22 protein-coding genes are annotated in these 24,793 nt (G+C 64.4%); 5 read left to right on the forward strand and 17 right to left on the reverse strand.

What is annotated here, in order from left to right; all coding sequences use genetic code 11:
- Positions 1–50 precede the first annotated feature (50 nt).
- Entirely contained in the window at positions 51–1,586 is a 1,536-nt protein-coding gene (locus CK226_RS19305; protein ID WP_095792967.1) for an MFS transporter, read from the reverse strand.
- Between the two features lie 147 nt (positions 1,587–1,733).
- On the opposite strand from CK226_RS19305, the gene CK226_RS19310 reads away from it, so the two are divergent.
- The gene (locus tag CK226_RS19310; protein ID WP_095792757.1) at positions 1,734–2,618 is read left to right on the forward strand and encodes a LysR family transcriptional regulator; all 885 of its coding nucleotides are present in this window, start codon (positions 1,734–1,736) and stop codon (positions 2,616–2,618) included.
- Positions 2,619–2,643: 25 nt separating this feature from the next.
- Here CK226_RS19310 and CK226_RS19315 read toward each other — a convergent pair whose 3' ends face one another.
- The 4 genes from CK226_RS19315 to CK226_RS19330 all read right to left on the reverse strand — a co-directional run bounded on the left by CK226_RS19315 (position 2,644) and on the right by CK226_RS19330 (position 5,462).
- A complete protein-coding gene (locus CK226_RS19315; protein ID WP_095792758.1) occupies positions 2,644–3,741 on the reverse strand; it encodes an AbrB family transcriptional regulator in 1,098 nt (365 codons plus the stop codon).
- A 67-nt stretch (positions 3,742–3,808) separates the two neighbouring features.
- On the reverse strand, positions 3,809–4,117 hold the full coding sequence (locus CK226_RS19320; RefSeq protein ID WP_095773480.1) for a putative quinol monooxygenase: 309 nt from the start codon (positions 4,115–4,117) through the stop codon (positions 3,809–3,811).
- Between the two features lie 63 nt (positions 4,118–4,180).
- A complete protein-coding gene (locus CK226_RS19325; RefSeq protein ID WP_095792759.1) occupies positions 4,181–4,963 on the reverse strand; it encodes an SDR family oxidoreductase in 783 nt (260 codons plus the stop codon).
- Positions 4,964–5,024: 61 nt separating this feature from the next.
- Positions 5,025–5,462 (reverse strand): DsrE family protein, encoded by a 438-nt coding sequence (locus CK226_RS19330; RefSeq protein WP_095790128.1) that lies wholly within the window; start codon positions 5,460–5,462, stop codon positions 5,025–5,027.
- 92 nt (positions 5,463–5,554) lie between these two features.
- On the opposite strand from CK226_RS19330, the gene CK226_RS19335 reads away from it, so the two are divergent.
- Positions 5,555–6,658: a hypothetical protein gene (locus CK226_RS19335; protein WP_095792760.1), complete on the forward strand. Its 1,104-nt coding sequence runs from the start codon at positions 5,555–5,557 to the stop codon at positions 6,656–6,658.
- 11 nt (positions 6,659–6,669) lie between these two features.
- Here CK226_RS19335 and CK226_RS19340 read toward each other — a convergent pair whose 3' ends face one another.
- Both CK226_RS19340 and CK226_RS19345 read right to left on the reverse strand, forming a co-directional pair.
- Entirely contained in the window at positions 6,670–7,617 is a 948-nt protein-coding gene (locus CK226_RS19340; protein WP_095773484.1) for a cation diffusion facilitator family transporter, read from the reverse strand.
- Between the two features lie 5 nt (positions 7,618–7,622).
- Complete coding sequence (locus tag CK226_RS19345; RefSeq protein ID WP_095792968.1) at positions 7,623–9,812, reverse strand: anthranilate synthase; 2,190 nt, start codon at positions 9,810–9,812, stop codon at positions 7,623–7,625.
- A 319-nt stretch (positions 9,813–10,131) separates the two neighbouring features.
- Between CK226_RS19345 and CK226_RS19350 the strand changes: the two genes are divergently transcribed.
- The gene (locus CK226_RS19350; RefSeq protein WP_095792761.1) at positions 10,132–10,902 is read left to right on the forward strand and encodes an isocitrate lyase/phosphoenolpyruvate mutase family protein; all 771 of its coding nucleotides are present in this window, start codon (positions 10,132–10,134) and stop codon (positions 10,900–10,902) included.
- 1 nt (position 10,903) lies between these two features.
- Here CK226_RS19350 and CK226_RS19355 read toward each other — a convergent pair whose 3' ends face one another.
- The 4 genes from CK226_RS19355 to CK226_RS19370 all read right to left on the reverse strand — a co-directional run bounded on the left by CK226_RS19355 (position 10,904) and on the right by CK226_RS19370 (position 15,191).
- Positions 10,904–11,959: a succinylglutamate desuccinylase/aspartoacylase family protein gene (locus tag CK226_RS19355; RefSeq protein ID WP_095792969.1), complete on the reverse strand. Its 1,056-nt coding sequence runs from the start codon at positions 11,957–11,959 to the stop codon at positions 10,904–10,906.
- 110 nt (positions 11,960–12,069) lie between these two features.
- Positions 12,070–13,245 (reverse strand): MFS transporter, encoded by a 1,176-nt coding sequence (locus tag CK226_RS19360; RefSeq protein ID WP_095792762.1) that lies wholly within the window; start codon positions 13,243–13,245, stop codon positions 12,070–12,072.
- 111 nt (positions 13,246–13,356) lie between these two features.
- Entirely contained in the window at positions 13,357–14,733 is a 1,377-nt protein-coding gene (locus CK226_RS19365) for an FAD-containing oxidoreductase (RefSeq protein ID WP_095792763.1), read from the reverse strand.
- Positions 14,730–15,191 (reverse strand): DUF4126 domain-containing protein, encoded by a 462-nt coding sequence (locus tag CK226_RS19370; RefSeq protein WP_095790150.1) that lies wholly within the window; start codon positions 15,189–15,191, stop codon positions 14,730–14,732. The genes CK226_RS19365 and CK226_RS19370 overlap by 4 nt, the downstream gene beginning before the upstream one ends.
- 145 nt (positions 15,192–15,336) lie before the next feature.
- Here CK226_RS19370 and CK226_RS19375 point away from each other — a divergent pair, with 145 nt between their 5' ends.
- Positions 15,337–15,894, forward strand: coding sequence for a sugar O-acetyltransferase (locus tag CK226_RS19375; RefSeq protein ID WP_095792764.1), 558 nt, complete (start codon positions 15,337–15,339; stop codon positions 15,892–15,894).
- Positions 15,895–15,911: 17 nt separating this feature from the next.
- On the opposite strand, the gene CK226_RS19380 is transcribed toward CK226_RS19375, so the two are convergent.
- On the reverse strand, positions 15,912–16,898 hold the full coding sequence (locus CK226_RS19380; protein ID WP_095773709.1) for a helix-turn-helix domain-containing protein: 987 nt from the start codon (positions 16,896–16,898) through the stop codon (positions 15,912–15,914).
- Between the two features lie 125 nt (positions 16,899–17,023).
- Between CK226_RS19380 and CK226_RS19385 the strand changes: the two genes are divergently transcribed.
- A complete protein-coding gene (locus CK226_RS19385) occupies positions 17,024–17,668 on the forward strand; it encodes a cysteine hydrolase family protein (protein ID WP_095792765.1) in 645 nt (214 codons plus the stop codon).
- A 67-nt stretch (positions 17,669–17,735) separates the two neighbouring features.
- Here CK226_RS19385 and CK226_RS19390 read toward each other — a convergent pair whose 3' ends face one another.
- From CK226_RS19390 to CK226_RS19410, 5 genes are all read right to left on the reverse strand, one after another.
- Complete coding sequence (locus CK226_RS19390) at positions 17,736–19,415, reverse strand: formate--tetrahydrofolate ligase (RefSeq protein WP_095773491.1); 1,680 nt, start codon at positions 19,413–19,415, stop codon at positions 17,736–17,738.
- Between the two features lie 392 nt (positions 19,416–19,807).
- Positions 19,808–20,932 carry a DUF2333 family protein gene (locus tag CK226_RS19395; protein ID WP_010911160.1) on the reverse strand — a complete coding sequence of 375 codons (1,125 nt, stop codon included), beginning with the start codon at positions 20,930–20,932 and terminating at the stop codon, positions 19,808–19,810.
- Positions 20,933–21,037: 105 nt separating this feature from the next.
- Positions 21,038–22,339: a DUF6638 family protein gene (locus tag CK226_RS19400; RefSeq protein ID WP_095792766.1), complete on the reverse strand. Its 1,302-nt coding sequence runs from the start codon at positions 22,337–22,339 to the stop codon at positions 21,038–21,040.
- Between the two features lie 67 nt (positions 22,340–22,406).
- Positions 22,407–22,817, reverse strand: a complete 411-nt coding sequence (locus CK226_RS19405; protein ID WP_095792970.1) for a DUF559 domain-containing protein — start codon at positions 22,815–22,817, stop codon at positions 22,407–22,409.
- A 61-nt stretch (positions 22,818–22,878) separates the two neighbouring features.
- Positions 22,879–24,783 (reverse strand): ATP-binding protein, encoded by a 1,905-nt coding sequence (locus CK226_RS19410; RefSeq protein ID WP_095792767.1) that lies wholly within the window; start codon positions 24,781–24,783, stop codon positions 22,879–22,881.
- Positions 24,784–24,793 lie beyond the last annotated feature (10 nt).

The following is a 24,793-nucleotide window of genomic DNA, read 5'->3' on the forward strand; positions in this document are numbered from 1 at the left end:
GAGTCAAGTATTTTTTGACGCCTTGCCGGACTTGATGGCGTCACGTGGCGTCAGCCTTCCTGGCAGGCCGGGACAGGAGCAGCGTCTTGTTCCGGCGCCGAACCGCGACGCAGACCGAGGAAGACGACGATGGCGGTAAGCACGGTGATTGTCGCCAGCACGACCAGCAGCCGGTAGAAGGCCGTTTCGTAAGCATGGACCAAGGCACTGGCGTCGGCCATTGGCAGACGCTGCGCTGTTTCGCCGATGTTGCCGGTTGCCAGCAGTTGCGCTGCCGCGGCCGCTTCGGTGGGCGAGGCCAGCCCTTGAACCCCGAGTTGCGTGGCGGTGAAACCAGACAGGGTCGCCATGACGATCGCCACCGCCACGCCCTCGCAAGCGACGCGGGTGGTGTTGAAGATGCCGACCGCCATGCCGGCGCGCTCCCTGGGCACGACGCTGACGGCAAGCCCGTCCATCAACCCCCAAGGCAAGGCGATGCCGACGCCGATCAGCATCAGCGGGGCCACCAGTGCGACGGCGACCGGCGGCGTCAGGCTCAGCCAGACGAGCCCGGCGGCGGCGATGAGCAGGCCTGCGCCGCAGATCGTGGCCGGAGCGACCCAGCGCGCCAGCTGGCCGGCAAGCAAGGGCAGGATCAGCAGCGGCCCCGACAGGCAGATCATCAACTGCCCGGCCTGGATCTCGCTCATCCCTTCAATGCCGATGAAGCGGATCGGCAAAAGCACCAGCAGGACGACGAAGCCATAGGCGGGCGCCGCTGCCAGGAACTGGACGCCGACGAAGCGGGGAAAGCGAAACAGCGTGAGGTCGAGCATCGGCCTGCGCACGCGCCGCTCGACGATAACGAACGCAGCGAAGAACAGGGCGGCCGCCGCAAGCAGGGCGATGACGATGGGGTCGGCCCAACCGCTCTGCGGCGCCTGCAGGACGCCATAGGTCAGCAAAGCCAGTGCGATCGTGAAAGTGCCGGCTCCCGCCCAGTCGAGGCCGGTCGCATCCGGGTCGCGCGATTCCCGGATGGTGCGCAGGCCCAGCAGCGCCGAGGCGATCGCCAGCACTGCCACCAGAAGAAAGATCGACCGCCAGCCGAATGCGGAGATGAGCAGGCCGGAGGCGATCGGACCGAAGGCGAGACCGATGCCGAAACTGGTGCCGAGGAAGGAGAAGGCGCGCAGCCGCAGCTGCCCTTCGAATTCCTGCGCAAGTGCGGAGGCGCCGCCGGCGAAAGCCAGGGCACTGCCGATGCCCTGCGCCGCCCTGAACATGTCGAACCAGACGATGCCGGGCGCCAGCATCGCACCGAGCGACGCCAGGACATAGAGGCAGAGGCCGGCGAGGAAGATGCGCTTGCGGCCGTGGTTGTCGGCCAGCGCTCCAGCCGCCATCAGGCTGGCGCCGAAGGTCAGCATGAAGGCGTTCGTCACCCAGTTGAGCGCGATCGGGCTGCCGCCGAGATCGGCCGCGATGCGGGAGAGCGCGACGGCCGGGCCGGTGAAGGTCAAGGGCATGGTCATCGCGGCAAGGCATACCGACAAGAGCATGAGCCATCGCTCGGCCGGGCCGGTTGAGGGGTTCGAGGTCATGGATTTTCCTATCTGAAGCAGCATCCGCCGGCATGGGCGTGGGTCGCAGCGCCGGTCGCAACGACAAGATAGGTCGGCGGTCTTTCCGGAAAAATGGTATTATATCTCCTGACATACCGGACTGAAGCGCTCGAATGGAAGACTACGATGGATCGTCTCAGTGGCCTCCTGGCCTTCGCCCGCACCGCCGAGCTTGGCAGTTTCATCGCCGCCGGCCGGGCGCTCGGCATTTCGGCCTCCGCCGTTGGCAAGAGCGTCGCAAGGCTCGAGCAGGAGCTCGGCGTGCGGCTCCTGCAGCGCAGCACGCGGCGCGTCGGCATGACGGAAGAGGGCAGGCTGTTCAACGAGCGGGTACGGCGCATCCTCGACGATATCGACGATGCCGAGGCGATGCTGTCGCGGACACGGGAAACGCCGCACGGACGGCTGCGCGTCTCGACGCCAATCGTCACCTACCATCTGCTTTTGCCGGTGCTGTCGGAGTTCATGGCCCGCTATCCCGAGATCGAACTCGACATCGATTTCAACGACCGCATTGTCGACGTCATCGAGGAAGGCATCGACGTCGCGATCCGCAGCGGCGAGCTGCCCGATTCACGATTGGTGTCGAGACCAGTCGCACCCTTTCGCATGCTTTTGTGTGCGGCGCCCGCCTATCTCGACCGCCACGGCACGCCCGGGGAGCCGGCGGATCTCGTCCGGCATTTCGGCATCAACTTCCGCTTTCTCAACAGCGGCAGGCTGCTGGAGTGGCCATTCATGACCGGAAGCGCCGAACCGCAGATCCGCTCGAAGCTGACCTGCAACAATATGGAGGCCTTGAAGGGTGCCACGATCGCCGGGCTCGGCATCGCCTGCATGCCCGATTTCCTGGTCCGCGAGGCGTTGCTGGACGGAAGGCTGCGCACCGTGCTGGACGATCATATCGACGGTCGTGGTCAGTTCCGGATGCTGTGGCCCTCCAATCGCCATCTGTCGCCAAAGGTGCGCGTCTTCGTCGATTTCCTTCCCGAGCGGCTTGCGGCGCGATAGGTAGCCGGCGGTGAAGAGTGGCCTGTCAGTCCCCGATGCTTCTGGCAACCAGCCGGGCGACGCTCGGGCCGACGAGCAGCACGATCAGGAAGCGCGCCGATTGCAGCGCCATGACGAAAGAGATGTCGACGTGCTGCGCCGCGGCGGCGATGATGGCCACGCTGTCCATGCCGCCGGGGCTGGTCGCCAGATAGGCGGTGAGCGGATCGATGCCAAGGAGATGGCTGATCAGGAAGGCGAGCCCGCCGCAAAAGGCGATCAGCGCTACGATCGAGGCGATGATCTGCGGCAGCGCACGCGTCGCATGGCGCAGGATCGGCCTGGTGAAGTTCAGTCCGATCGACCAGCCGACCATGGCGTAGCTGATTGCCAGCAGCCAGGGCGGCAGCTGCATCTCGACATCAAGGCCGAGATGGACGACGGCGCCGAAGATGAAGGTGCCGAGGAAGAAGGGCGAGGGCAGCCGGCACAGCTTTCCCGCCAGGCCGCCGACCAGCGCGATGCCTGACGTGGCGGCGAAGGCTTGGACATCGATCGGCGGAAACCAGATGATTGGCGGGATTTCGATGCCCGATGTGTCGACCCACATTTTGGCGACGATTGCCGCCGTCATCGAAACGAAGATGACGCGCAGATACTGCATGAAGGCGACAAGGCGCTGGTCGGCGCCAAAAGCGCCGGCCATCAGCACCATGGCGGTAGCCGCACCCGGCGAGGAGCCCCAGACGGCGGTGGTGCCGGGCAGGATGCGCCAGCGGCTGATCAGCCAGCCAAGCAGGCTGGAGGCCGCGACTGTCGCAATCACGACGCCCAGGAACAGCGGCCACTCGGCATGGAAGACGGGAAAGATGTCGGCCGAGATCGACGCGGCGACGAGACAGCCGACAATGGCCTGGGCGGAGCCGAACAGCAGGCGCGGCACCCGCACCGTGGCGCCATTGGTGCCGGCGACGATGGCTGCCAGCATCGGCCCGATCAGCAACGCCGCCGGCAGGGCGGCGAATTCGAGCGCGCCGGCAAACAGGGCCGAGATGGTGAGCAGGACCATCCATTGCCAGGGCGTGCCCATCCGCGCCATGCGCTCGGTGGCGGGCTGGTCGCGAGGCTGCACCGAGGAATCCATGTGTCGGTCTTAGACCCGAAGCACGGCGATGCGAACCCCGCCGTGCTGAAAAAGCTGCCCGAAGGCCTCAGCCTGTCTTGCCGTCAGGCAACCCGAAGCCGCCAACGGGATTGGTCTCCACCTGGAACTCGAAGCCGGCGATGAAGGGTCGCGCCTTGGCGATTGCCGCCTGGACTTCCGGAAGCTGCAGCGAGGCCTTATGACTTGCCTGGTCGGTCCACACTTCGGTCACCCAGATCGCGTCGGCATCGGCCGGGTCGGTGGCGACGATATAGCTCAGGCAGCCCGGCAGGGCGCCGGTGCTGGCGCGCAGCACGTCCATGACCGCGTCGCGCTGGCCGCGCGCCGCCCGCATCTTGCCGATCAGTCCGTACATTCAGCTGTCTCCCTTCAAAATCTTCGACAAGAGTACGCGGACCGTCAGTATGCAGATAGCCGGTCACGGCATCAACTGGCCGCCATTCACCTCGATCACCTGGCCGGTGATGTAGCCGCTCAGCAGGTCCGAGGAGAGGAACAGATAGGCGCCGACGCAGTCTTCCGCCGTGCCGGCGCGGCCCTGCGGAATGGTGGCGACCATGCCCTTGATCTGCTCCTCGGTCGAATAGCGCTCGTGGAAGGGTGTCAGGATCGTGCCGGGCGCCACGGCGTTGACGCGGATGCCGAAGCCGATCAGCTCCTTGGCCATACCGCGCGTCACATTGGAAACGAAGGCCTTGGCCGAGCCGTAGAGGCCGGCGCCGCCGCCGGCACCATTGCGCGCGGCGATGGACGAGGTGTTGACGATGAAGCCGCCCTGCTTCTTCAACCACGGCATCGCCTTGCGCGAAGCGGTCAGCACCGAACGCGCATTGAGGTCCATCACTGCGTCGTAATGCGCTTCGGTCTGGTCGGCGTAGGGTACGCGGCCGAGCATGCCGCCGGCATTGTTGACCAGCCCGTCGAGGCGGCCGAAATGCTGGGCGCTGTCCTCGACGACGCGCTCGACGTCGGCGGGGACGGAAAAATCGCCCTGGACGAGGAACACCTCGCCGCCGCTGTCGGCAATGGTCTTGGCGAGTTTCTCGGCGGCCTCGCGGCTCGAATTGTAATGCAGCGCCACCCTGGATTTCTGCGCGGCGTAGGCCAGCGCGAGTGCCGCGCCGATGCCGGTCGAGGCGCCGGTCACCAGCACCGCCTTGCCGGCGAGATCGGGAATGCTGAGCGTGTTGGTGGCTGGCACTGTTGTTCCTCCGGGATGTCTGCCGCCCTTCGTAGGCCTTTGCCACCCCGGTGTTCAAGCCTCAGGGGCGTAGATAGGCATAGCCCTGGCTTTGCAGTTCCGCGAGCTTGACGACGCCGCCCTTGTCGGCGGCATGAAATCCATCGAGCAGGTCGGCGAGCGAAATATCCATGCCCCGCATGGTGTTGCCGCAGGCTTGCGGCTCGAGGCCCTGCTGCACCAGGCCGGCGAAGCGGCCGGAGATAGCAGCTGATATGCCCTTCGACTTGAAGCTCGCCAGGGCCGGGCCATGCACGACCAGCGCGATGTCGACATTGCCGCCGGTGCCCTCATAATGGTTCTTGATGTTGCCGAGCACGAAGTTGACCTTGTCCACATCGCTCAGATGATAGGCGACCTTCAGCCTGGCGGGCTCCGTGGCCGCGGCCTGCGCGGCCCGCAGGCCGAGAAACGTTGCGGTCCCGGCAAGAACCGCGCGGAACATGTCGCGTCGGCGCATGGCATCCTCCTAGATCTTACCGCGATTTGCGTGGCTGCGGCCGCAATACTAGCATAAATTGACGCTGCGTCCTGTCGATGCGAGGAGAGGTCATGACGTTCAGGGCAGGGGAATGGAAGACAATCGCGGGCGCCGGATTTGGCGCCGCGTTGCTTGGCTTGCTGACGGGCACGGCCGTCGCCGACGGCGCGCTCAAGCTTAGGGAACTCAGCCCGAACGGGGCGGACGTCTGTTTCGGCCGGGTCTATGACGCGACCCATCTCAAGGCACATCCGAAGCAGAAGGTGGCACGGATCTTCTTCTACTATGGCCATGACCCGGTCAGCCGGCCGAACGAAGAGCCCACGGCAAATGCCGACACGTCCTACAATGGCTTTCTCACCACGACGGTGCGTGGCGCCAAGGCGCCGCAATGGGCCGGCGGCTGGTGCAATCATGAATCCGAGGATGGCACATCAGGGCCGATCCGTTGCGGCATGGACTGCGACCGCACCATGGCCTCGCTGAAGGTCGATGACAAAGGCCGCCTGATTGTCACCGATGTCTCGGCCGACCTCTATCTCGATGCCGGATCAGAAGAGGAACTCGGCAAGGCCGAATATGACAGGCAGGCGCTGGGCTCAGAAGATGACAATTTCCGCCTCGACCCGATGCCGGCCGCGACCTGCAAGGCCGAGTTCGCGCGCATCGACCCGATCGATCCGGCGCTCGGCCCGCCGCTGCGCGAGCGGCTGAAGCCTGACCAGGCCTTCTGCTACGGCCGCGACTATGACGCGGCGCATCTGGCTTCGCATCCCGAGCAACTGACGCAGTCGATCCGGGTTTTCCGCGGGCCGGTGGAACTGGCGTCCTTCGCTTCGGGCGGCGACATCGCCAACTGGCCTGACGGCGCCGACATCGCCGTCTCGGTCACGGCGCGGCTGAAGTCCGGCAAGATCACGCAGACTTATTCCTGCCAGGGCGAGGCCGACCAGTGGCGCTGCGCGGCAAGCTCGAAGATGAGCGATTTCTCCTGCGACATCGCGCAGAAGGAAATCTTCCTCAAGCGCGGCGCCAACGGCTCAATGATGCTGGCCAACCCCAACAGCAGCCTGCCGATCGTCGATCTCTGCTCGAAGGCAGCCGACGGCAAGACGAAGTCGGACGACAAGGTCTATCGGCTGGAGCCAATGCCGCAATCGGCCTGCGCACCATAAGCTGAAGGGCATCACGCAAACGGCACGGCCGTCGTGCCCTTGGGCAGCTTGGCCTCGTCGTCGGGCTCGACATGGATGGTGACGCGCACCGAGGGGATTTCGGCTTTCAGCGCGTCTTCGATCCGGTCGCAGATGACGTGGCTGGCGCCGACCGACATGTCGGCGTCGACGACCAGATGGAACTCGATGAAAGTGGCGCGGCCGGCGATGCGGGTTTTCAGGTCATGCACCTCCAGCGCGCCCTTGCAATTGGCCGAGATGACGTCGCGGATGCGCATGTTTTCCTGCGTGTCGACGGCACGGTCCATCAGGCCATTCATCGACGAGCCGATGACATGCCAACCCTGCCACAGGATGTTGAGCGCGACGATGACGGCGAGCGCCGGATCGAGGATCTGCCAGCCGGTCAGGATTGCCCCGACCAGGCCGCCGAAGACGCCCACCGAGGTGACGACGTCGGTCATGATGTGATTGCCGTCGGCGACCAGCGCCGGCGACTTTTCGGCCCGGCCGGCGCGGATCAGCGTCCAGGCCCAGAAGGCGTTGATCAGCGTGGCGATACCGTTGACGGCAAGGCCATTCCAGGGCCGTTCCAGGGGCGCTGGCGCTTGCCAGGAGCGCCAGACCTCGTTGAGGATCAAAAGCGCGGCGACGACGATCAGCACGCCTTCGAGCACCGCCGAGAAATATTCCGCCTTGTGATGGCCGAACGGATGATCCTGGTCGGCCGGCTTGTAACTGACCTGGATCGCCCAGAAGGCGGCGACCGAGGCAATGACGTTGACGATCGATTCCAGAGCGTCCGAATAAAGCGCGACGGAGCCGGTAATGTACCAGGCGGCCAGCTTCAGCGCGAGCACGACAAAGGCGACCACGATCGACCAGAAGGCAAGGTTGGCGACCTTGCGCTTCGCGGCCTCCCTGGCTGCGATCGCCATCGTGTTCTCGGCTTCGGCCATCGAGGTCAGGCTGCCTTTTCCTTCGCCTTGCGCGGCAAATGAGCGACGATGTTCTCGATGATGCGCATGCCGGCATTGTGGCCGAGCGTCATGATCGATTCCGGATGGAACTGCACGGCGGCAATCGGCTCCTTGCGGTGCTCGAAGGCCATGATGATGCCGTCCTCCGTCTCGGCCGTGACAATGAAATCATCGGGCAGGCGCACCGGATCGGCGAAGATCGAGTGGTAGCGACCGACGGTGACCTCCTTGGGCAGGCCGGAGAAGATGATGCCGGGCTTGGAGACGCGGATGCGCGAGGGCTTGCCGTGCATGGGAATGTGCAACTGGCGCAGTTCCCCGCCATAGGCTTCGGCCAGCGCCTGCAGGCCCAGGCAGACGCCGAAGATCGGCAGGTCGCGGGCGCGCGCTCGTCTGATGGTCGCGGCGCAATCGAAATCCTTCGGCGTGCCTGGTCCGGGTGAGAGCACGACGAGGTCCGGCTTCAGCCGCTCGAAGACTTCTTCCGGCACCGGCGTGCGCACGGTCGAGACATTGGCGCCGGTCTGGCGGAAGTAGTTGGCCAGCGTGTGGACGAAAGAGTCCTCGTGGTCGACGAGCAGGATGTTGACGCCGTCGCCGACGCGCGCGGTGGTGCGCTCGGTGCTGGCGGAATTACCCATCTTGGCGTCGCGGATGGCGGAGAGCATGGCGGATGCCTTCAGTTCGGTTTCGGCTTCTTCTTCCTCGGGAATGCTGTCGAACAGCAATGTGGCGCCGGCGCGCACCTCGGCGATGCCGTCCTTGATGCGGATGGTGCGTAGCGTGAGGCCGGTGTTCATGTCGCCGTTGAAATTGACCATGCCGATCGCTCCGCCATACCAGGCGCGCGGGCTCTTCTCGTTCTGCTCGATGAAGCGCATGGCCCACAGTTTCGGCGCGCCGGTGACGGTGACTGCCCAGGCATGCGACAGGAAGGCGTCGAAGGCGTCCATGCCTTCGCGCAGGCGGCCCTCTATGTGGTCGACGGTGTGGATCAGGCGCGAATACATCTCGATCTGGCGGCGGCCGATGACGCGCACCGAACCCGGCTCGCAGACCCGCGACTTGTCGTTGCGGTCGACGTCCGAGCACATCGTGAGCTCAGACTCGTCCTTCTTCGAATTGAGCAGTTTCAGGATCTGCTCGCTATCCGAGATCGCATCGTCGCCGCGCTTGATGGTGCCGGAGATCGGGCAGGTTTCGACGCGGCGGCCGTTGACGCGCACGAACATTTCGGGCGAGGCGCCGATCAGATATTCGTTTTCGCCCAGATTGATGAAGAAGGAATAGGGCGAGGGGTTGATCGATTTCAGCTTGCGCGAAATCTCGGAGGGCTGGGTTTCGCAGCGCTCGTAGAACATCTGGCCGGGCACGACCTCGAACAGGTCGCCGCGCTTGAACGAGTCCATGGCGCGCCGCACAAGGTTGGCATATTCGCCCGGCTCATGGTCGCCGCGCAGCGGGATGCGGTCGGCGGTTTTGAACGGCTCGGCGATTGCGTCGCGCGGCAGGCCTTCGGTCGAAAATCCCTCGCCTGAATAGTCGTAGCGGTCGGTCCAGGCCTTGGCCGAATAGTGGTCGACCACCAGGATCTCGTCGGGCAGGAACAGCACCAGGTCGCGCTGGCTCGGCTTGCGCTCAAGCTTGTAGTCGACCGGGTCGAACTGGAAGGCGAGGTCGTAACCGAATGCGCCATAGAGGCCGAGATTGGCGTCTTCGTCGGTCTTGAACAAAGCGGTGATGGCGCGCAACACGGTAAAGACCGAAGGCACGCGGCTGCGCTCCTCCTCGGTGAAGACGCGGCCGGGCTTGGCGACGTCGAGGCGGATCAGCGTCTTCGTCGTCTCCGCGATGGTGATGTCGGCAAGGCTGCCCAGCGTCTTGCCGATGACCGGCAGCAGCGCCTGGCCACGGCGGTTCAGCGCTTCGATGCGCATGGCGCGGCCGCGCGCGGAGATGACCAAAGGAGGGTCGATGATGGCGGTGTCCCAGCGTGTGTAGCGGCCGGGATATTCGTAGTTGGAGGAAAACACCGCGCCCCGGCGCGAGTTCAAGCCATCGACATAGGCGTCGATCGCCCCCGCATAGGGCCGGTCGTGGCGCTCACGCGCAATGGTGATGCCACCCGCGGTCACGAAACTTTCAGCGCCGTTTTCCAGAACCTTCATCGTCATTGCCGTCTCCATCAGCTTGTTGGGGCAACGGACCCGAGACTGGCTTTTAAAAAACAAATGGCCGCCCGGACTTTCCGTTGCGGCCACCCTCTCTTTTCACGCACGCGCGTTCGAACAGGCCGCTGTCAGCAGGCCCACCACCAAATGGTCTTGGTCGAACGCATGTTCATGGCGAAATCCATAGCGGCGAAAAACCGGATGCGCAACAGGTTTGAAAGGTCCGTCCGGTGGCCGCCGCTTCAAGGGCTCATGGCACATCGCCAGGGCCGGCGGTCCCGGCTAGGCTGGACTTCCAACGATACCAAGACGGGAAACACCCATGACCGACCAGGCCCAGCGCGCGCGGACGTTCCATTCCCTTCACGTCAAGGGCAACCCGATCGTTCTCTACAATGCCTGGGATCCGGGCTCGGCCAGGATCGTCGAGAAAGCAGGAGCCAAGGCCATCGCCACCGGAAGCTGGCCGGTTGCGGCCGCCTTCGGCTATGCCGATGGCGAGAAAATCCCGCTGGAACTGGCGCTCGACAACATCAGGCGCATCGTGCAGGCGGTCGATCTGCCGGTGACCATGGATCTCGAAGGCGGCTACGGCGTCGAGCCGGAAGTCGTCGCCCGGACGGTGACACGCGCCTTGCAGGCCGGCGCTGTCGGCTTCAACTTCGAGGACCAGATCGTTGGCGGCACCGGCCTGCACGACATTGCTGTCCAGGTGAAGCGGGTCGAAGCGGCCGCGGCCGCCGTCAAGGCCTCGGATATCCCGGCCTTCCTCAACGCCCGCACCGACATCTTCCTCAAGGCCAAGCCCGATGCGCATGACAAGACGCTGCTCGACCAGGCGATCGAGCGGGCGCATGCCTATGAAAGGGCCGGAGCGAGCGGTTTCTTTGCGCCGGGCCTTGGCGACGAGGGTCTCATCGAGGCGCTGTGCAGGGCGACAGCACTGCCGGTCAACATCATCGCATTGGCGCATGTGCCGCCGCGCCAGCGGCTGGCCGAACTCGGCGTCGCCCGCGTCAGCCATGGTCCGGTGCCATACCGGCAAATGGCGGAATGGCTGGAAGCCAAGGCGCGGCTGGCGATCTCGGGCTAGGTCAGTCCTCCAGCGTACCCGACCTGGCATCGGCGCTTTTCCTGTCGCCGACCAGCTTCAGCAGATCCTCGCCGGCGCGGATGATGCGACGCGAGCGGCGGGTCAGGATGATGCCGTCCTGCGGCGCGAACACTTCCGCGCGGCCATCGGCTTCGCCCGGCGCATGGACGATTGTGGCGAGACGATCGCCCCTGATGACGCGGTCGCCGGGCTTCACGTCATAGAGCACTGCGCCGGCCCGTGGCGCCGGCATCATGTCGATATTTTCCAATGGCGCGACGACGCCCTTGAATGGACCGGGCGCGGGCAGCGCGCTGTCGACGATCACACCGCGTGCCACCAGCAACCGGTAGAGCCCGTCGGCGTCCGCGGCGGCGAGCGCGCCGTCGACGTCGAGGATGCCGCGATATTCGACCGTGGCGGCGACGCGGCGGTCGAACTTCGCTACGTCGGCGGGAACGTTCTGGTAGGGCATGATCGAGGCACCCTCGAAGGTGCCGTCGGTGTCCTCGCTCCACAGCACCACCGCGTCGACGCCCATAGCTGCGGCGCAATCGGCCATGGCCGGCCACAGGCTGGTGTGGATGTAGAGATAGGCAAGGCCCTCGTCGTCGCAGTGCAGGTCGAGCACGATGTCGTGGCCGAGCGACAGCTGCACCAGGTGGGACTTCAGCCGCTGGTCGGCGCTGCCAAAGCTGGTGTCGGGCAAGAGCTTGGCGTCGGGCGCGGCAAGCAGCGGAAAGGCGCGGTTGAAATTGGTGCGGGTGCCCAGGTGAAAGCGGCCCTGATGCTCGCCGAAATGATATTGCGCGCGGCCGATCGGGTTGGCCCAGGGCACGATGGTGATGTCGCCCTTGATGCGGCCTTCGGCAGCGGCCTTGTTCAGCGCCGGCATCAGCGCGTCGATGGTGACGACGCCCGGCAGTTCGCCGGCATGGAGGGCGGCCTGCAGATAGGCCGAGGGCGCCGCCTTGTCGCTACCTGTGAAGCGGAACACCGGGAATTCGTAGGAAACGCCCTCGCTGTCGCCGGCGATGCGTTCGATCGATTTCTGCATGACTTCCTCCATTGGAGCGAGAAGACATGCCCATTTGAGGTATCGCTGTCGATTGGTCCAGTCGGCCGCGCTATGGGCGCAAGATTTCCGTCGCTTTGGCGAATGGATGCCTATTCGGCTGCAGCCTGGAGCGGGACAGACGCGCGCCGGTCCAGCGCCTGCGACAGCACCGCGACGGTGACCGCCAGCAAGGCGAGCACCGTGCCGACCAGCGGCAGGTGGGCGTAGGAGACGCCCGCCGAAAGCGCCACGCCGCCAATCCAGGCGCCGCTGGCATTGCCGACATTGAAGGCGCCCTGGTTCAGCGTGGCGGCAAGGTTCGGCCCTTCGGAAGCGGCCTCGACGACGCGGATCTGCAGCGGCGGCACGACGACGAAGATGAGCATGCCCCAAAGGAAGACGATGCCGATGGCGACACCGGCAATCGCGCCGAACTGTGTGAAACCGACGAACAGCACCGCCATCGACAGCAGTGTGCCGATGACGGTCGGCATCAGCTTCCAGTCCGCCAGCCGCCCACCAATGATGTTGCCGATCGTCATGCCGGCGCCGAACAACAGGAGCACCCAGGTGACTGCAGAGGTCGACAGGCCGGACACGTCGGTGAGGTAGGGTTTTATATAGGTGAAGACGGCAAACAGGCTGGCCGAGGCCAGCGAGGCGATCAGCATCGCCAGCCAGACCTGCAGCCTGCCCAGCACCCGCAACTCGCCGCGCAGGCCGCCGCCGCTCGGCTCCGTGACATCCGACGGCACCAGCCAGGCGATGGCGGCGACCGAGATCAGGCCGATGCCGACCACGGCGATGAATGTGGAGCGCCAGCCGAAAGCCTCGCCAAGCGCTGTGCCGGCGGGAACGCCCAGAATGTTGGAAAGTGTCAGTCCGGCAAACATCAGCGCCATGGCGCTGGCGCGTTTGTTGCGCGGCACCAGGCTAGCGGCAACGACCGAGCCGATGCCGAAGAAAGCGCCGTGCCCAAAAGCGGTGAAGACACGCGCCGCCATCAGTGTCCAGTAGTCAGGCGCGATGGCGCAGAACAGATTGCCGACGACGAACGACGCGGCCAGCCCCACCAGCACCGGCTTGCGCGGCAGATGCGCGGTGGCCATGGCGACGATCGGGGCGCCGAAGACGACGCCGAGCGCATAGCCGGTGACCAGCAGGCCGGCCGAAGGGATCGACACGCGAAGGTCGGCGGCGACCTCCGGCAGCAGGCCCATGATGACGAATTCGGTGGTGCCGATGCAGAAGGACGCGATGGCAAGCGCAAGGATCGGCAGAGGCATGGAGCGTCCAGACTGAATCGGTTCAATCCAGAGATTGCGCGAGGAGTTGAGCTATGCGCAATGCACATTGCTGCAATGCACCAATGCAGAATGTCTGGAGCTTTAGGTGCCTCAGGCCAGCGGCTTCAGCTCCTGGGCAATCGTGGGCAGCAGTTCCGAGACAGTGGGGTGGATGTGCGTCGCGCGCGCCAGCGTGTCGACCGGCGCCTTGGCGTACATCAGATCGAGCACGCAATGCACCGCCTCGTCGCCGCCGGGACCGAGCACGCAACAGCCGAGGATCTGCCGCGTGTCGGCATCGACGAGGATCTTCATGAAGCCCTGCGTCTCGCCTTTTTCCACGGCGCGGCCGACGCGGGTCATCGGCCGCTGGCCGACCAGCGCGCGACGTCCGGATTTCCTCACCGCCGCCTCGGTCATGCCGCAGCGGCCGAGCGGCGGATCGATGTAAAGCGCATAGGCCTCGATGCGGTCGCTGACCTTGCGTGGGTCGTTGTCGAGCAGATTGGCGGCGACGATCTCGTAGTCATTGTAGGAGGTGTGGGTGAAAGCGCCCTTGCCGTTGCAGTCGCCCATCGCCCAGATGCCTGGGACGCTGGTGCGCAGCTGGTCGTCCACGATAACGGCGCCACGCTTGTCGACGGCGACGCCGGCTCGGTCGAGGCCGAGATCGTCGGTGTTGAGCGTTCGGCCAAGCGCCAGCAGCACATGAGAACCGACGGCCGGCGGCTTGCCGGCCGAGAAGGCCACGGCGATATCGTCGCCCTGTTTGGCGAAACCGATGTCGTCGGCGCCGACATGGACCGTGATGCCTTCGTTTTCGAGGATGGACAGGATGGTGGCCGAGACGTCCTCGTCCTCGCGGCCGGTCAGGCGCGGGCTCTTCTCGATGACGGTGACTTCGCTGCCGAAACGGCGGAACATCTGCGCGAATTCGAGCGAGATGTAGCTGCCGCCGACGACGACCAGATGGCGCGGCAGGACCTCGAGATCCATCATCGAGGAATTGGTCAGATAGTCGATGTCGTGGACGCCGGGCAAATCGGGCACGGAAGCGCGGCCTCCGGTGTTGAGGAAGATCCTGTCGGCGGTCAGAAGGTCGTCGCCGACGCGCACCGTATTGGCGGTTTCGAAGCGCGCATGGCCGCGGTAGAGCGTGCATTTGTCCATGCCGGCGATCCACGTTTCCAGCCCGGTGCGGGAGGCGCCCGAAACCTTGTCCTTGCGCGCCTTGATCTTGGCATAGTCGACACCGACAGGGCCGCTGAGCGTCACGCCATAGTCGGCGGCGCGCCGCGCCAGATGCGCGGCATAGGCGCTCGCCACCATCGTCTTGGTCGGGATGCAACCAGTGTTGACGCAGGTGCCGCCGACCAGCTTGCGTTCGATCAGCGCCACGCTCATGCCGGCTGCGTTCAGCCTGCCGGCGAGCGGTGTGCCGGCCTGGCCGGCGCCGATGATGATGGCGTCGAAAGTTTTTGCCGTCATGCCACCGCCGCCACGATCAGCAGGCCGCCGATGATCGCCACCGCGTCCTCGATGAAGGCGGCGGGCGGGTCCTTGCCGAAAGCAGCCGCAAGCCGGCCGCGCGCTTCGGCGCCGCCCAGCGTGCCGATGACGGCACCGATGGCGCCGGCGATCAGGCAGACGATGGTGGCGCCGGCGGTCGCGCCGATCACCGCGCCGGTGAAGGCGCCCATGATGATGCGGGCGCCGAACTGCTGCGGCACTTTACGGCTCGGCGTCGACGGCAGCTGGTCGGTGACCAGCTCGACGATGGCGAGGATGGTGAAGATGCCGACAGCGGCCCAATGGCTCATGAAGCTTGCCCAGGTGCCGGCAACCGGCAGCCAGCCGAGATAGGCGCCCCAGGCGACCGCGGCCGGCGCGGTCATGGCGCGCAGGCCGGCGATGACGCCGATCAGAAGTGCAAGAAGATAGAGCATGTTGATCCCCTCGATCACCAGGCCAGGACGGCCTGAACGGCAGGCTACCATAGGTCCGATATTTGACCAGTACTTGGATTGGCGCTTTTCTGCTGGTCGCAACTATGCTTTGCAAGGACGCAAGGACGTCAATTGGGGACCCGCCATGGCTGGAAGCGAGCGCGCGAAGATGACGGCCGGCGAATGGTACTCTTGCCTCGATGACGAGCTGGAGGCGCTGCGTGCCCTCGCGCGCGACGCGGTGTTCGAGCACAATTGCCTGCCGCCAAGGCAGCGCGGCAATCTCGGGCCGGACCTCAAGGCATTGCTCGGCGGCGTGGGCGAGGGCGCCCGCATCGAGGCGCCGTTCCACTGCGCCTATGGCTTCAACATCGTTCTCGGCGATGGCGTCTTCCTCAACGCCGGCTGCACCATCCTCGACACGGCAAGCGTGCGCATCGGCAAGGGAACGCTGCTTGGCCCCAATGTGCAGATCTATTGCGCCGAGCACCACAGGCAAGCCGCGGGCCGACAGGCGGGGCTGGAGATCGCCAGGCCGGTCGAGATCGGCGCCCATGCCTGGATCGGCGGCAGCGCGGTCATCCTTGGCGGCGTCAGCATCGGCGAGGGCGCCATCGTCGGCGCCGGCGCGGTGGTGACGCGTGATGTGCCTGCAAACGAGACGGTGGTCGGCAATCCGGCGCGGCCGGTCAAGCGTGACTGAATTTCCGCCGCAAGCAATCAGGCCTGCGCCATCCGTTCTTCCTGGTCAATCCGCTGGGAGAATTCGCGCCGATACTGCGCCGGCGATGTCCTCAGCCTTGCGGCGAAATGCTGGCGCAGCGAGGTGGCGCTGCCGAAGCCGGCCTCGAAGGCCACGATGTCCATCGATTTTTCCGTCGCTTCCAGCAGCCGCTGCGCCAGTTCGATGCGCTGGCTGGTCAGCCAATCGCCAAAACTGGTGCCGATCGATTTCTGGAAGCGGCGGGTGAAGGTACGCCGCGTCAGACCGGCGGCCTCGGCGACGCTGTCGAGGCTGTGCGCCTCGCCGAGCGTGGCGCGCACCGCGTCAAGCGCTTGGGTGAAGCGATCGGCATTCGCGCTCTTTGCCACGGGGCGTTCGATGAACTGCGCCTGCCCGCCCTGCCTGTGCGGTGAGAGCACGACGTGCCGGGCGAGCCGCAGTGCCGCTTCCGCGCCATAGCGGGCGCGCACGATATGCAGGCAGCAATCCAGCCCGGCGGCGACACCGGCGGAGGTGACGATGTCGCCATCGTCGACATAGAGCACGTCGGCATCGACCGAGATGTCGGGGTGCAGGGCGCGCAGCTGGTCCGTATAGGCCCAGTGCGTGGTCGCCTTCCGGCCTGAAAGCAGGCCGGCGGCGGCAATGGCAAAGGTGCCGAGGCACAGGCCGACGATCAGCGCGCCGCGCCGGTGCGCGCGACCGAGCGCTTCGTCGAGCGGCCCGGCCAGCGGGGCTTCGAGATCCTTCCAGCTCGGGATGATGATGATGTCGGCATCGTCGAGCGCGGACAGACCGTGCGGGACAAGGATGCTCAGCCCGGCATCGGTCCGGATCATGCCTTGCTCGACCCCGCAGACGCGGAAGTCGAAGCGCGGCAGGCCGAGCCTCGTGCGGTCGGCGCCGAACACCAGGCAAGGCACGGAAAGGTGGAACGGGCTGATGCCGTCGAAGGCGAGGGCGGCAATGATCGGGGCGGTCATGGGCATTTCCGGTTCGAAAGCTGGATTGTCCCAATTCTTTCGAATGATGTCAATCGGGCCACTTTCGATCACTCCTGAAGCCGCTTATTTTCGGCTCATCGCATTCAAGCCGGAAGGAAAGCACCATGTCTGCCCCAGCCAAAACCACGCCACGCCGCGCGCTCATCGTCATCGACGTCCAGAACGACTATGATGGCGGCAATCTGGCCATCCAGCATCCGCCGTTCCGCGACAGCGTCGTCAATGTAGCACGCACCATGGATGCGGCTGCCGCCGCCGGCATCAAGGTCGTGGTCGTCAAGCAGATGGCGCCGGAGAGCTCGCCGATCTTCGCCAAGGGTAGCCACGGCGGCGAACTGCATCCCGAGGTCGCGAGGCGAAGCCGCGACCATTATGTCGAAAAGACGCTGCCGTCGGCCTTCACCGGCACCGACCTCGAGGCGTGGCTACGGGCCAATGCCATCGATACGCTCACGGTCGTCGGCTACATGACGCATAATTGCGACCTGTCGACCATCATCCATGCGGTGCATATGGGCTTCGCCGTCGAGTTCCTGTCGGATGCCACCGGCTCGGTGCCCTATGCCAACAGCGCCGGCTATGCCTCGGCCGAGGAGATCCACCGCGTCGTCACGATCATCCTGCAGTCACGTTTCGCGGCCGTACTGAAGACCGCCGAATGGGTCGACTGCCTGAAGACCGGCGCCTTGCCGGAACGCGACACGATCTACGCCTCCAACCAGCGGGCGCTAGCGCGCAACGCGGCGTAGGACCACTCCGCAAACGGAAAGGGCGCCGCATCGCTGCGGCGCCCTTTCCGTTTGGGATTTGAAGATTCTAGAACAGGCCTTCGATCTGGCCGACCTCGTTGAGGAAGATCTTTTCCGAGGACGGCGCCTTGGGCAGGCCGGGCATGGTCATGACCTCGCCGCAGATGATGACGACGAAGCCTGCGCCCGCCGAAAGCCTGACCTCGCGCACCGGCACGGTGTGGCCGGTCGGCGCGCCGCGCAGGTTCGGGTCGGTCGAGAAGGAGTACTGGGTCTTGGCCATGCAGACCGGGAGGTTGCCGTAGCCGGCCTGCTCCCAGGCGTGCAACTGATCGCGCACCGACTTGTCGGCGATCGCTTCCGAGCCGCGATAGATGCGCTGGACGATGGTGTTGATCTTCTCGAACAGCGGCATGGCGTCGGGATAGAGCGGCGCGAATTGCGAGGCGCCGGATTCGGCCAGCGCCACCACCTTGTTGGCGAGTTCCTCGATGCCGGCCGAGCCGTTGGCCCAGTGCTTGCACAGGATCGCCTCTTCGCCCATCGAAGCGACATAGTCCTTCATCGCCTGGATTTCGGCGTCGGTGTCGGAATAGAAGTGGTTGATGGCAACCACCGCCGGCACGCCGAACTGGCGGATGTTCTCGATGTGGCGGCCAAGGTTGGCGCAGCCCTTCTTCACCGCCTCGATGTTTTCCTTGCCGAGGTCTTCCTTCTTGACGCCGCCGTTCATCTTCATGGCGCGCACGGTGGCGACGATGACGGCCGCCGCCGGCTTCAGGCCGGCCTTGCGGCACTTGATGTCGAAGAACTTTTCCGCGCCGAGATCGGCGCCGAAGCCGGCTTCGGTGACGACATAGTCGGCAAGCTTGAGCGCCGTCGTGGTGGCGACGACCGAGTTGCAGCCATGCGCGATGTTGGCGAACGGGCCGCCATGCACGAAGGCCGGGTTGTTTTCCAGAGTCTGCACCAGGTTCGGCTGCATGGCGTCCTTGAGCAGCACGGCCATGGCGCCGTCGGCCTTGAGGTCGCGGGCATAGACCGGCGACTTGTCACGGCGATAGGCGACGATGATGTCGCCGAGGCGCTTCTCGAGGTCCTTGAGGTCGGTCGACAGGCACAGGATGGCCATGACTTCCGAGGCGACGGTGATGTCGAAGCCGCCCTCGCGCGGAAAGCCGTTGGCGACGCCGCCGAGCGAACAGATCATCTCGCGCAGCGCGCGGTCGTTCATGTCCATGACGCGGCGCCAGACGACGCGGCGGGTGTCGATGCCGAGCTCATTGCCCCAGTAGATGTGGTTGTCGATCAGCGCCGACAAAAGGTTGTGCGCCGTGGTGATGGCGTGGAAGTCGCCGGTGAAGTGGAGGTTCATGTCCTCCATCGGCACGACCTGTGCGTAGCCGCCGCCGGCTGCACCGCCCTTGACGCCGAAATTCGGGCCGAGCGAGGCTTCGCGGATGCAGACGATTGCCTTCTTGCCGATGCGGTTCAGGCCGTCGCCGAGACCGACCGTGGTGGTGGTCTTGCCTTCGCCGGCGGGCGTCGGGTTGATGGCGGTGACGAGGATCAGCCTGCCGTCCTTGTTGCCCTTCACCGATTTGATAAACTCGGCGGAAATCTTGGCTTTGTCGTGGCCGTAGGGCAAAAGGTGTTCGGTTGGAATGCCGATCTTCTGGCCGATCTCCTGGATCTGCTTCTTCTTGGCGCCGCGCGCGATCTCGATGTCGGACTTCACTTCGGCCATGACGGCTTTCCTCTGGATTGGACTGTGGAGGGGACGGGTTTGATCTCACTGGCAGGCAGGTTGGAACCGGGCGCGGGCTGTTTTAACCCTGTCGCTGCCGCGGCGTCAACTTGCATGCAACTATGTTTCCTATGAAGAAAATTCCTCTGCGGACCGGCCGACCTGTTCTCGGGTTCTTTTCGGCTCCGTTGCCGCGCCGTATAGAAGCCAGAGGACGCGCCGTTCCGCCGTCTCAAAACAGCCGCACAATGCACGGAATGCGACAGAGGCGACGGCGCAAATTCGCCATCGCCAGGCTAAAGCGCATCGCGCTTTAGCCTTTTGTTCTTATGCATGTCGTTCGCCCAAAACCGGGGCCACTTTCGGGCGACATGCACTGCGACCGGCGAACGCTATTGCGTCAGCACGTTGCTGATTTCGACCATGTTGGAGCGCACGCGCAGGATGTAGAAGCCCATTGTCGTTAGGTGCGTCGGCAGCAGCCAGCCATCCTCGCGGCCATTGGCGATGATGAAGGGCTGGATACGCAGGGCCGAGACGAATTGCGCGTCCATCGTGTCCCACAGGCTCTGCAGGTGCTTTTCCTTGATGACGTCCTCGAAGTCGGCCTGCGCGCCCTTCATCAGGCCGTAATAGGCATAGAGCTGGCCATAGGCGAACCAGTAGCGGTCGTCGGCGCGGGTGTCGAACCAGCCATTGTTGTGGTTCTCGGCGCGTTCCTTGAGGATGGCGGAAGTCGAGCCGATGTCCGATGCGATGCGGTCGATATACTGCTTCAGATTGTCGGCGCGGGCATCGAAAGTGGCCTGGCAGGTGGCGAGGCGGGCATTGAACGAGCGCAGCTTGCGCACCGCGTCGCGATAATAGCTCGGGGTCGGTGTCTTCGGGCCGAACGGGCTGACGCCGAAATACCAGGTGTATTCGTCGAACTGCAGATTGCCGCGCGCATCCTGCAGATCGGCATCGATCTGCGAAGTCGTGCGCACGCGGCCGAGATTGTCGGCGAGCTCGGTCGCCGTGCGCCGCACAGCCTGGTTGATGCCGCGCTGGAAGGACGCCTTGTTGTCCATCCACGGCGTGTTGTCCCAGTCGATGCCGAACAGGCCGAGCTTGTAGAGGATCATCGACGAGATCCAGGCATTCTGGTTGACGTTGAAGTCGGTCAGGTCCGCCGCGATCTGGGCAATGCCGGAATTGCCGCAGGTCTTTGCCGTGTCGGTGCCAGTGCCGGCGGCCACCTGCTCGCCGGCGGAAACATTGCGCTTCTCGAAAGTGTAGGTGTCAGGATAGTTCGGGTTGAAATTGTTCCACCACTGGGTGGCATAGAAGAAGTTGGCGTAGAGGCCGATCAGCACCAGCAGGGCCAGGCCGAGCACGGCCTTGAGGATCCAGCCGCGCTGCGTGTACCAGCGGCCGGCCCATAGGAACGGCCACAGGATGGCGCCGATCAGAAGGCCGATGCCGCGGCCGATCCACTGAAAAATCCTGACGAAGAAGTTCACGATCGGATCGAGCATGGCTGTGTCACCCCCTCAAAGCATGATGCCAAAAAGTTGCAGACTTTTTGGATAACATCATGTGCTAAAACAATAAGTTAGAACAAAATGACAGCTCGTTTCGTTCTAGTCGGTCAGGCCGTAGAGGCGTGTGCGAAACGCCACCTTGTCCTTCAAATATGTGGTTTTCAGAACGTCCACAACATGCGATCTCCAGGCGTCGCTGAAGCCGTCATAGTCCTTGTAGAAGCCCTGCTTGTTGAAGATGTAGCGCGAGACAAAGTCGGTCGGCACGAAATCCGAGATCAGCCGGTTGGTCAGCCAGGCGTCGGGATGGTCCGGCTTGGCGCGCACCACCAGGAAGCGCTGCTGCGGGAACACATCCTCGATCTTGAGATGGCCAAGCTGGGCGATCTCGCGCTTGGCGGCGTTGAGGAAGGGGAAATTGCCGTCCTTGGTAATCAGGTCGGCATGGCTCTGGATCCAGGTCTGCAGCCAGACCTTGTCGACATCGGTCAGATTGCGGTTGGGCTCGGCGTCACGGATCAGCGCGCGCACCACCATCTCGGCGCGGTGCTCGAGATAGCCGGACGTTTCTACCCAGGAGGCGCGCGGCAGCTCGATGCGGCCGGTGCTGGCCAGGAACTTGAAAACCTTGTCAGCGTCGTTGATCGAGAGATAACTTACCTGCCACGGCCGCGAGCGGCGAAAGCCCGGGGCCGCCGGATCGCTGATCACCGTCGTCATGTCGGGATCGACGAACACGTAGAGCCCGCCGAAATGGCTGGTCCAGTAGGCATTGTGGCGGAAGATCACCTGGTCTGGCACCAGCGCGTTCTCGCGGATGTCGCCGCAGATTTTCGCCAATTCCACCATGCGCGTCAGCATGGCGTTGTCGCGCCAGGCATCGGGCTCCTGCTTCAGCCGGTCGACGAGCTTGCCGAGTTCGGCTGCCTTGCCCAGCACATCCTCGGCCGACAGAACCTTGAACTCGACCTGGTTGATCGACAGCAGGTCCTCGATGTCGATGACCTTGGGAACGGAATCCTCGATCTCGCCGTAGATGACGTCCTTGATGGTCAGCGCGTCGATGGCGCGCTGATTCTTGGACATGAACTCGAACATCAGCTGCGAGGTGTTGGAGAAGGCCGTGTGCACCACCGGCAGGTCGATCTGCGACGGCGTCAGGATGATGAAGCGGCGATTGACCTCGTTGGGGTCGAGATAGTCAGGGTCGCCGCACTCGTCGGCGATCTCGGGCGAGAAGCCGGTGCGGTCGATCTGGAAGCTCTTCAGCTTGGTCGGAGGCAGGCCAAACGCGGCCAGCGCCTTGTTGTAACGCTGGACGAGATGCGGCTCGTCGACGGTGAGCAGACGGCCGTAGATGAGTTCGTTGTCGCGCAAGAGGTCGGGTTTTTTGGCGCTCATCTTTCCTTCTCCCCGTTCACGGCGAGAAGGTGCCCGAAGGGCGAGTGAGGGGCGGCGCAAGCGCTCATTATTCTTGCTCCAACGCCGTGGCCGGCAGAAATTTCGCACCGACACCGATCATCTTGCGATCGAGTCGACCATCCAGCGCCGCGACAATCGTATCCAGCACGCTCGAAAGATTGGCTAAAACATCCGCGTGCCAGACCCTCAATACCGACCAGCCGTTGTCGTTCATCGTCTCGTCCCTGTACCGATCACTGAATTGACTGGCATGGTGGCTTCCATCGACTTCCACAACCAGATTCGCCTCGCGGCAGGCAAAGTCCGCGAAATAGGGGCCGATCGATAGTTGGCGAACAAACTTGTGACCATTCAATCGCCGTCCGCGCAATTCATGCCAAAGCCTTTCCTCGGCATCGTTCTCAACTCTCCGCAACTCGCGGGCTCTCACAATCTTTGGCTCATTTCTTCCACGCATGGCGCTGCCCCTCATCCGCCCTTCGGGCACCTTCTCCCCGTAAACGGGGAGAAGGAAAAGATCACCACAGCCCCTTCTGCTTCATCTCCTCCATCTCGCGCGCCGCCCGCTCGCGCAGCCGCGCGTCGCGCAGCAGCTTTTCCACGGCGGCGTCGTCGGACTTGTCGGAGTAGCGGAATTCGGAATCGGCGTAGCGGTTGATCTCCTGCATGACAATGTCCAGAGAGAACGGACCGCGCAGTTCCTCGATCATGGCTTTCTTCTCGTCATAGCCCTTGTGCATGAAGGCTTCCGGCTTCTCGAACCAGTCGTCGGGAAGCTCGATGTCCATGGCGCGCATCTTGATGGCGTCGGTGACGTTCTTGATGGCGCGGCCAGTGAAGCGCGGCTCGGCGTCCTTGATCAGGTGCAGATAGGTGCCGATGTCGGCCATGGTCTTGGGCGCGCCATTCTCCTTCATGTAGCGCTCATAGACCTTCATCAGGCCGTCCTCCTGCGGCTTTTCGTGCTCCTCATAAGCCTCCTCGACAGCGCGCTGGATTTCCTGTGCGGCGTAAAGCTCGTGCTTGCCCAGAGGGATTTCGTGGTTCTTGCCGGCGAGCAGCACGAAGATGTCGATATAGTCGTCGCGGGTCTGCGGGCCGTCGACCAGCCAGCGGGCACCGGCGCGCTGGCGCAGCGCGTCGTCGACATTTTCGGGATAGTTGGAGAACATGCCGAAGGAGCAGTTGCCGCGCACCACGGTTGACGCGCCGGCGAAGGCATCCATCAGGACGCCGGTGATCTCCTGCTGGCCGGCCGAGGCGCGGTCGTCGGAGCGGCGCGCCGCCACCTGGTCGATATCGTCTATGGTGCCGAAGCCGATGACGCGCGGGTTGAGCACGTTGTTGATGAACTGGCGGCAGTTCTGGCCCGATTTGCCCTGATAGGACGAGATCTGGTCGACGCCGAAATTCTCATAAGCAAAAGGATAGCCGGCGACCTGGCAATAGCCGTTGACCAGGCCGGCGATCATCTGGATCAGCGTCGTCTTGCCGGTGCCGGGCGCGCCGTCGCCGATGAAGGTGAACAGGAAGCCGCCGAGTTCGACGAACGGGTTCAGCTCGCGCTCGAAATCATAGGCCATCAGCATCTTGGCGAGCTTGACCGACTGGTATTTGGCGATGTGGTTGCCGACGACCTCTTCCGGCTTCTTGAAGGTCATCACCAGCGGCTTCGACCGCTTGCCGGGGGCGACGTCGAAGCCGTCGAGGGTGAAGTCGTCGGCATCGATGCGGATATGGGCGTTCTCGAACGGGCCGATGCCGTCGAAGCGGCCTTTTCTGGCCAGCAGCCCATCGATGGCGACGCGGGCGAAGGCGCGTGCCCGTGTCGCCAGGTCGGCATCGTCCTTCGAGCCCGCTATCGCCTTGTCGAGGCCGGCGAGGATCGACTTCACCGCATCCTGCGGCGTGTCGAAAAGGAAGTCGGGTTCGGGGATGTCGTTGGGTGCCTCGCCGTCGCTGTCGATCAGCTGGAACAGATAGGATGCCAGGCTGAAGGCCGAGATATAGGCCGAGGCCGACAGGAGCTTCTTGAAGGCCGACGCCTCGTCGCCCTCGAGCGGGGCGCGGGTGTTCTTCGCCTGCAGGCTTTCGAGGTCGGAGCCTTCGGCGAAGACATCCGATATGGCCAGCGCGATCGCCGTGCCGCGCCGCGCGCGAAACAGAAGCGTGTGCTGCGGAATGGTGAGCAACTGGTCGTCGGGATGGACGGCGCCGACGGTCTTCGACAGCTCGACCTCGCGCGTGCGACGCACCGAGCCGACCGAGACGGTGGAGACGAAGCGGCGATTGGTGCCGGCCAGTGCCGCGCCGGACTCACGCGACGGGTCTTCCAGCACGACGATGCGGGTGATGAAGCTCTGCGCCGTGGCGCGGTGCTTCTCGATCGCCGCTTCCGGGATGGTGGTCAGGCCGGTGTCCATGAAGTGTGCT

It is taken from the genome of Mesorhizobium sp. WSM4311 (genome assembly GCF_002295115.1).
Taxonomy (GTDB): Bacteria; Pseudomonadota; Alphaproteobacteria; order Rhizobiales; family Rhizobiaceae; genus Mesorhizobium.

Excerpts from the sequence above, each read along its gene's own strand:
- CK226_RS19305 (WP_095792967.1), bottom strand. The coding sequence starts at position 1,586 with ATGACCTCGAACCCCTCAACCGGCCCGGCCGAGCGATGGCTCATGCTC.
- CK226_RS19310 (WP_095792757.1), top strand. The coding sequence starts at position 1,734 with ATGGATCGTCTCAGTGGCCTCCTGGCCTTCGCCCGCACCGCCGAGCTT.
- CK226_RS19315 (WP_095792758.1), bottom strand. The coding sequence starts at position 3,741 with ATGGATTCCTCGGTGCAGCCTCGCGACCAGCCCGCCACCGAGCGCATG.
- CK226_RS19320 (WP_095773480.1), bottom strand. The coding sequence starts at position 4,117 with ATGTACGGACTGATCGGCAAGATGCGGGCGGCGCGCGGCCAGCGCGAC.
- CK226_RS19330 (WP_095790128.1), bottom strand. The coding sequence starts at position 5,462 with ATGCGCCGACGCGACATGTTCCGCGCGGTTCTTGCCGGGACCGCAACG.
- CK226_RS19335 (WP_095792760.1), top strand. The coding sequence starts at position 5,555 with ATGACGTTCAGGGCAGGGGAATGGAAGACAATCGCGGGCGCCGGATTT.
- CK226_RS19340 (WP_095773484.1), bottom strand. The coding sequence starts at position 7,617 with ATGGCCGAAGCCGAGAACACGATGGCGATCGCAGCCAGGGAGGCCGCG.
- CK226_RS19345 (WP_095792968.1), bottom strand. The coding sequence starts at position 9,812 with ATGACGATGAAGGTTCTGGAAAACGGCGCTGAAAGTTTCGTGACCGCG.
- CK226_RS19350 (WP_095792761.1), top strand. The coding sequence starts at position 10,132 with ATGACCGACCAGGCCCAGCGCGCGCGGACGTTCCATTCCCTTCACGTC.
- CK226_RS19355 (WP_095792969.1), bottom strand. The coding sequence starts at position 11,959 with ATGCAGAAATCGATCGAACGCATCGCCGGCGACAGCGAGGGCGTTTCC.
- CK226_RS19360 (WP_095792762.1), bottom strand. The coding sequence starts at position 13,245 with ATGCCTCTGCCGATCCTTGCGCTTGCCATCGCGTCCTTCTGCATCGGC.
- CK226_RS19365 (WP_095792763.1), bottom strand. The coding sequence starts at position 14,733 with ATGACGGCAAAAACTTTCGACGCCATCATCATCGGCGCCGGCCAGGCC.
- CK226_RS19370 (WP_095790150.1), bottom strand. The coding sequence starts at position 15,191 with ATGCTCTATCTTCTTGCACTTCTGATCGGCGTCATCGCCGGCCTGCGC.
- CK226_RS19375 (WP_095792764.1), top strand. The coding sequence starts at position 15,337 with ATGGCTGGAAGCGAGCGCGCGAAGATGACGGCCGGCGAATGGTACTCT.
- CK226_RS19380 (WP_095773709.1), bottom strand. The coding sequence starts at position 16,898 with ATGACCGCCCCGATCATTGCCGCCCTCGCCTTCGACGGCATCAGCCCG.
- CK226_RS19385 (WP_095792765.1), top strand. The coding sequence starts at position 17,024 with ATGTCTGCCCCAGCCAAAACCACGCCACGCCGCGCGCTCATCGTCATC.
- CK226_RS19390 (WP_095773491.1), bottom strand. The coding sequence starts at position 19,415 with ATGGCCGAAGTGAAGTCCGACATCGAGATCGCGCGCGGCGCCAAGAAG.
- CK226_RS19395 (WP_010911160.1), bottom strand. The coding sequence starts at position 20,932 with ATGCTCGATCCGATCGTGAACTTCTTCGTCAGGATTTTTCAGTGGATC.
- CK226_RS19400 (WP_095792766.1), bottom strand. The coding sequence starts at position 22,339 with ATGAGCGCCAAAAAACCCGACCTCTTGCGCGACAACGAACTCATCTAC.
- CK226_RS19405 (WP_095792970.1), bottom strand. The coding sequence starts at position 22,817 with ATGCGTGGAAGAAATGAGCCAAAGATTGTGAGAGCCCGCGAGTTGCGG.
- CK226_RS19410 (WP_095792767.1), bottom strand. The coding sequence starts at position 24,783 with ATGGACACCGGCCTGACCACCATCCCGGAAGCGGCGATCGAGAAGCAC.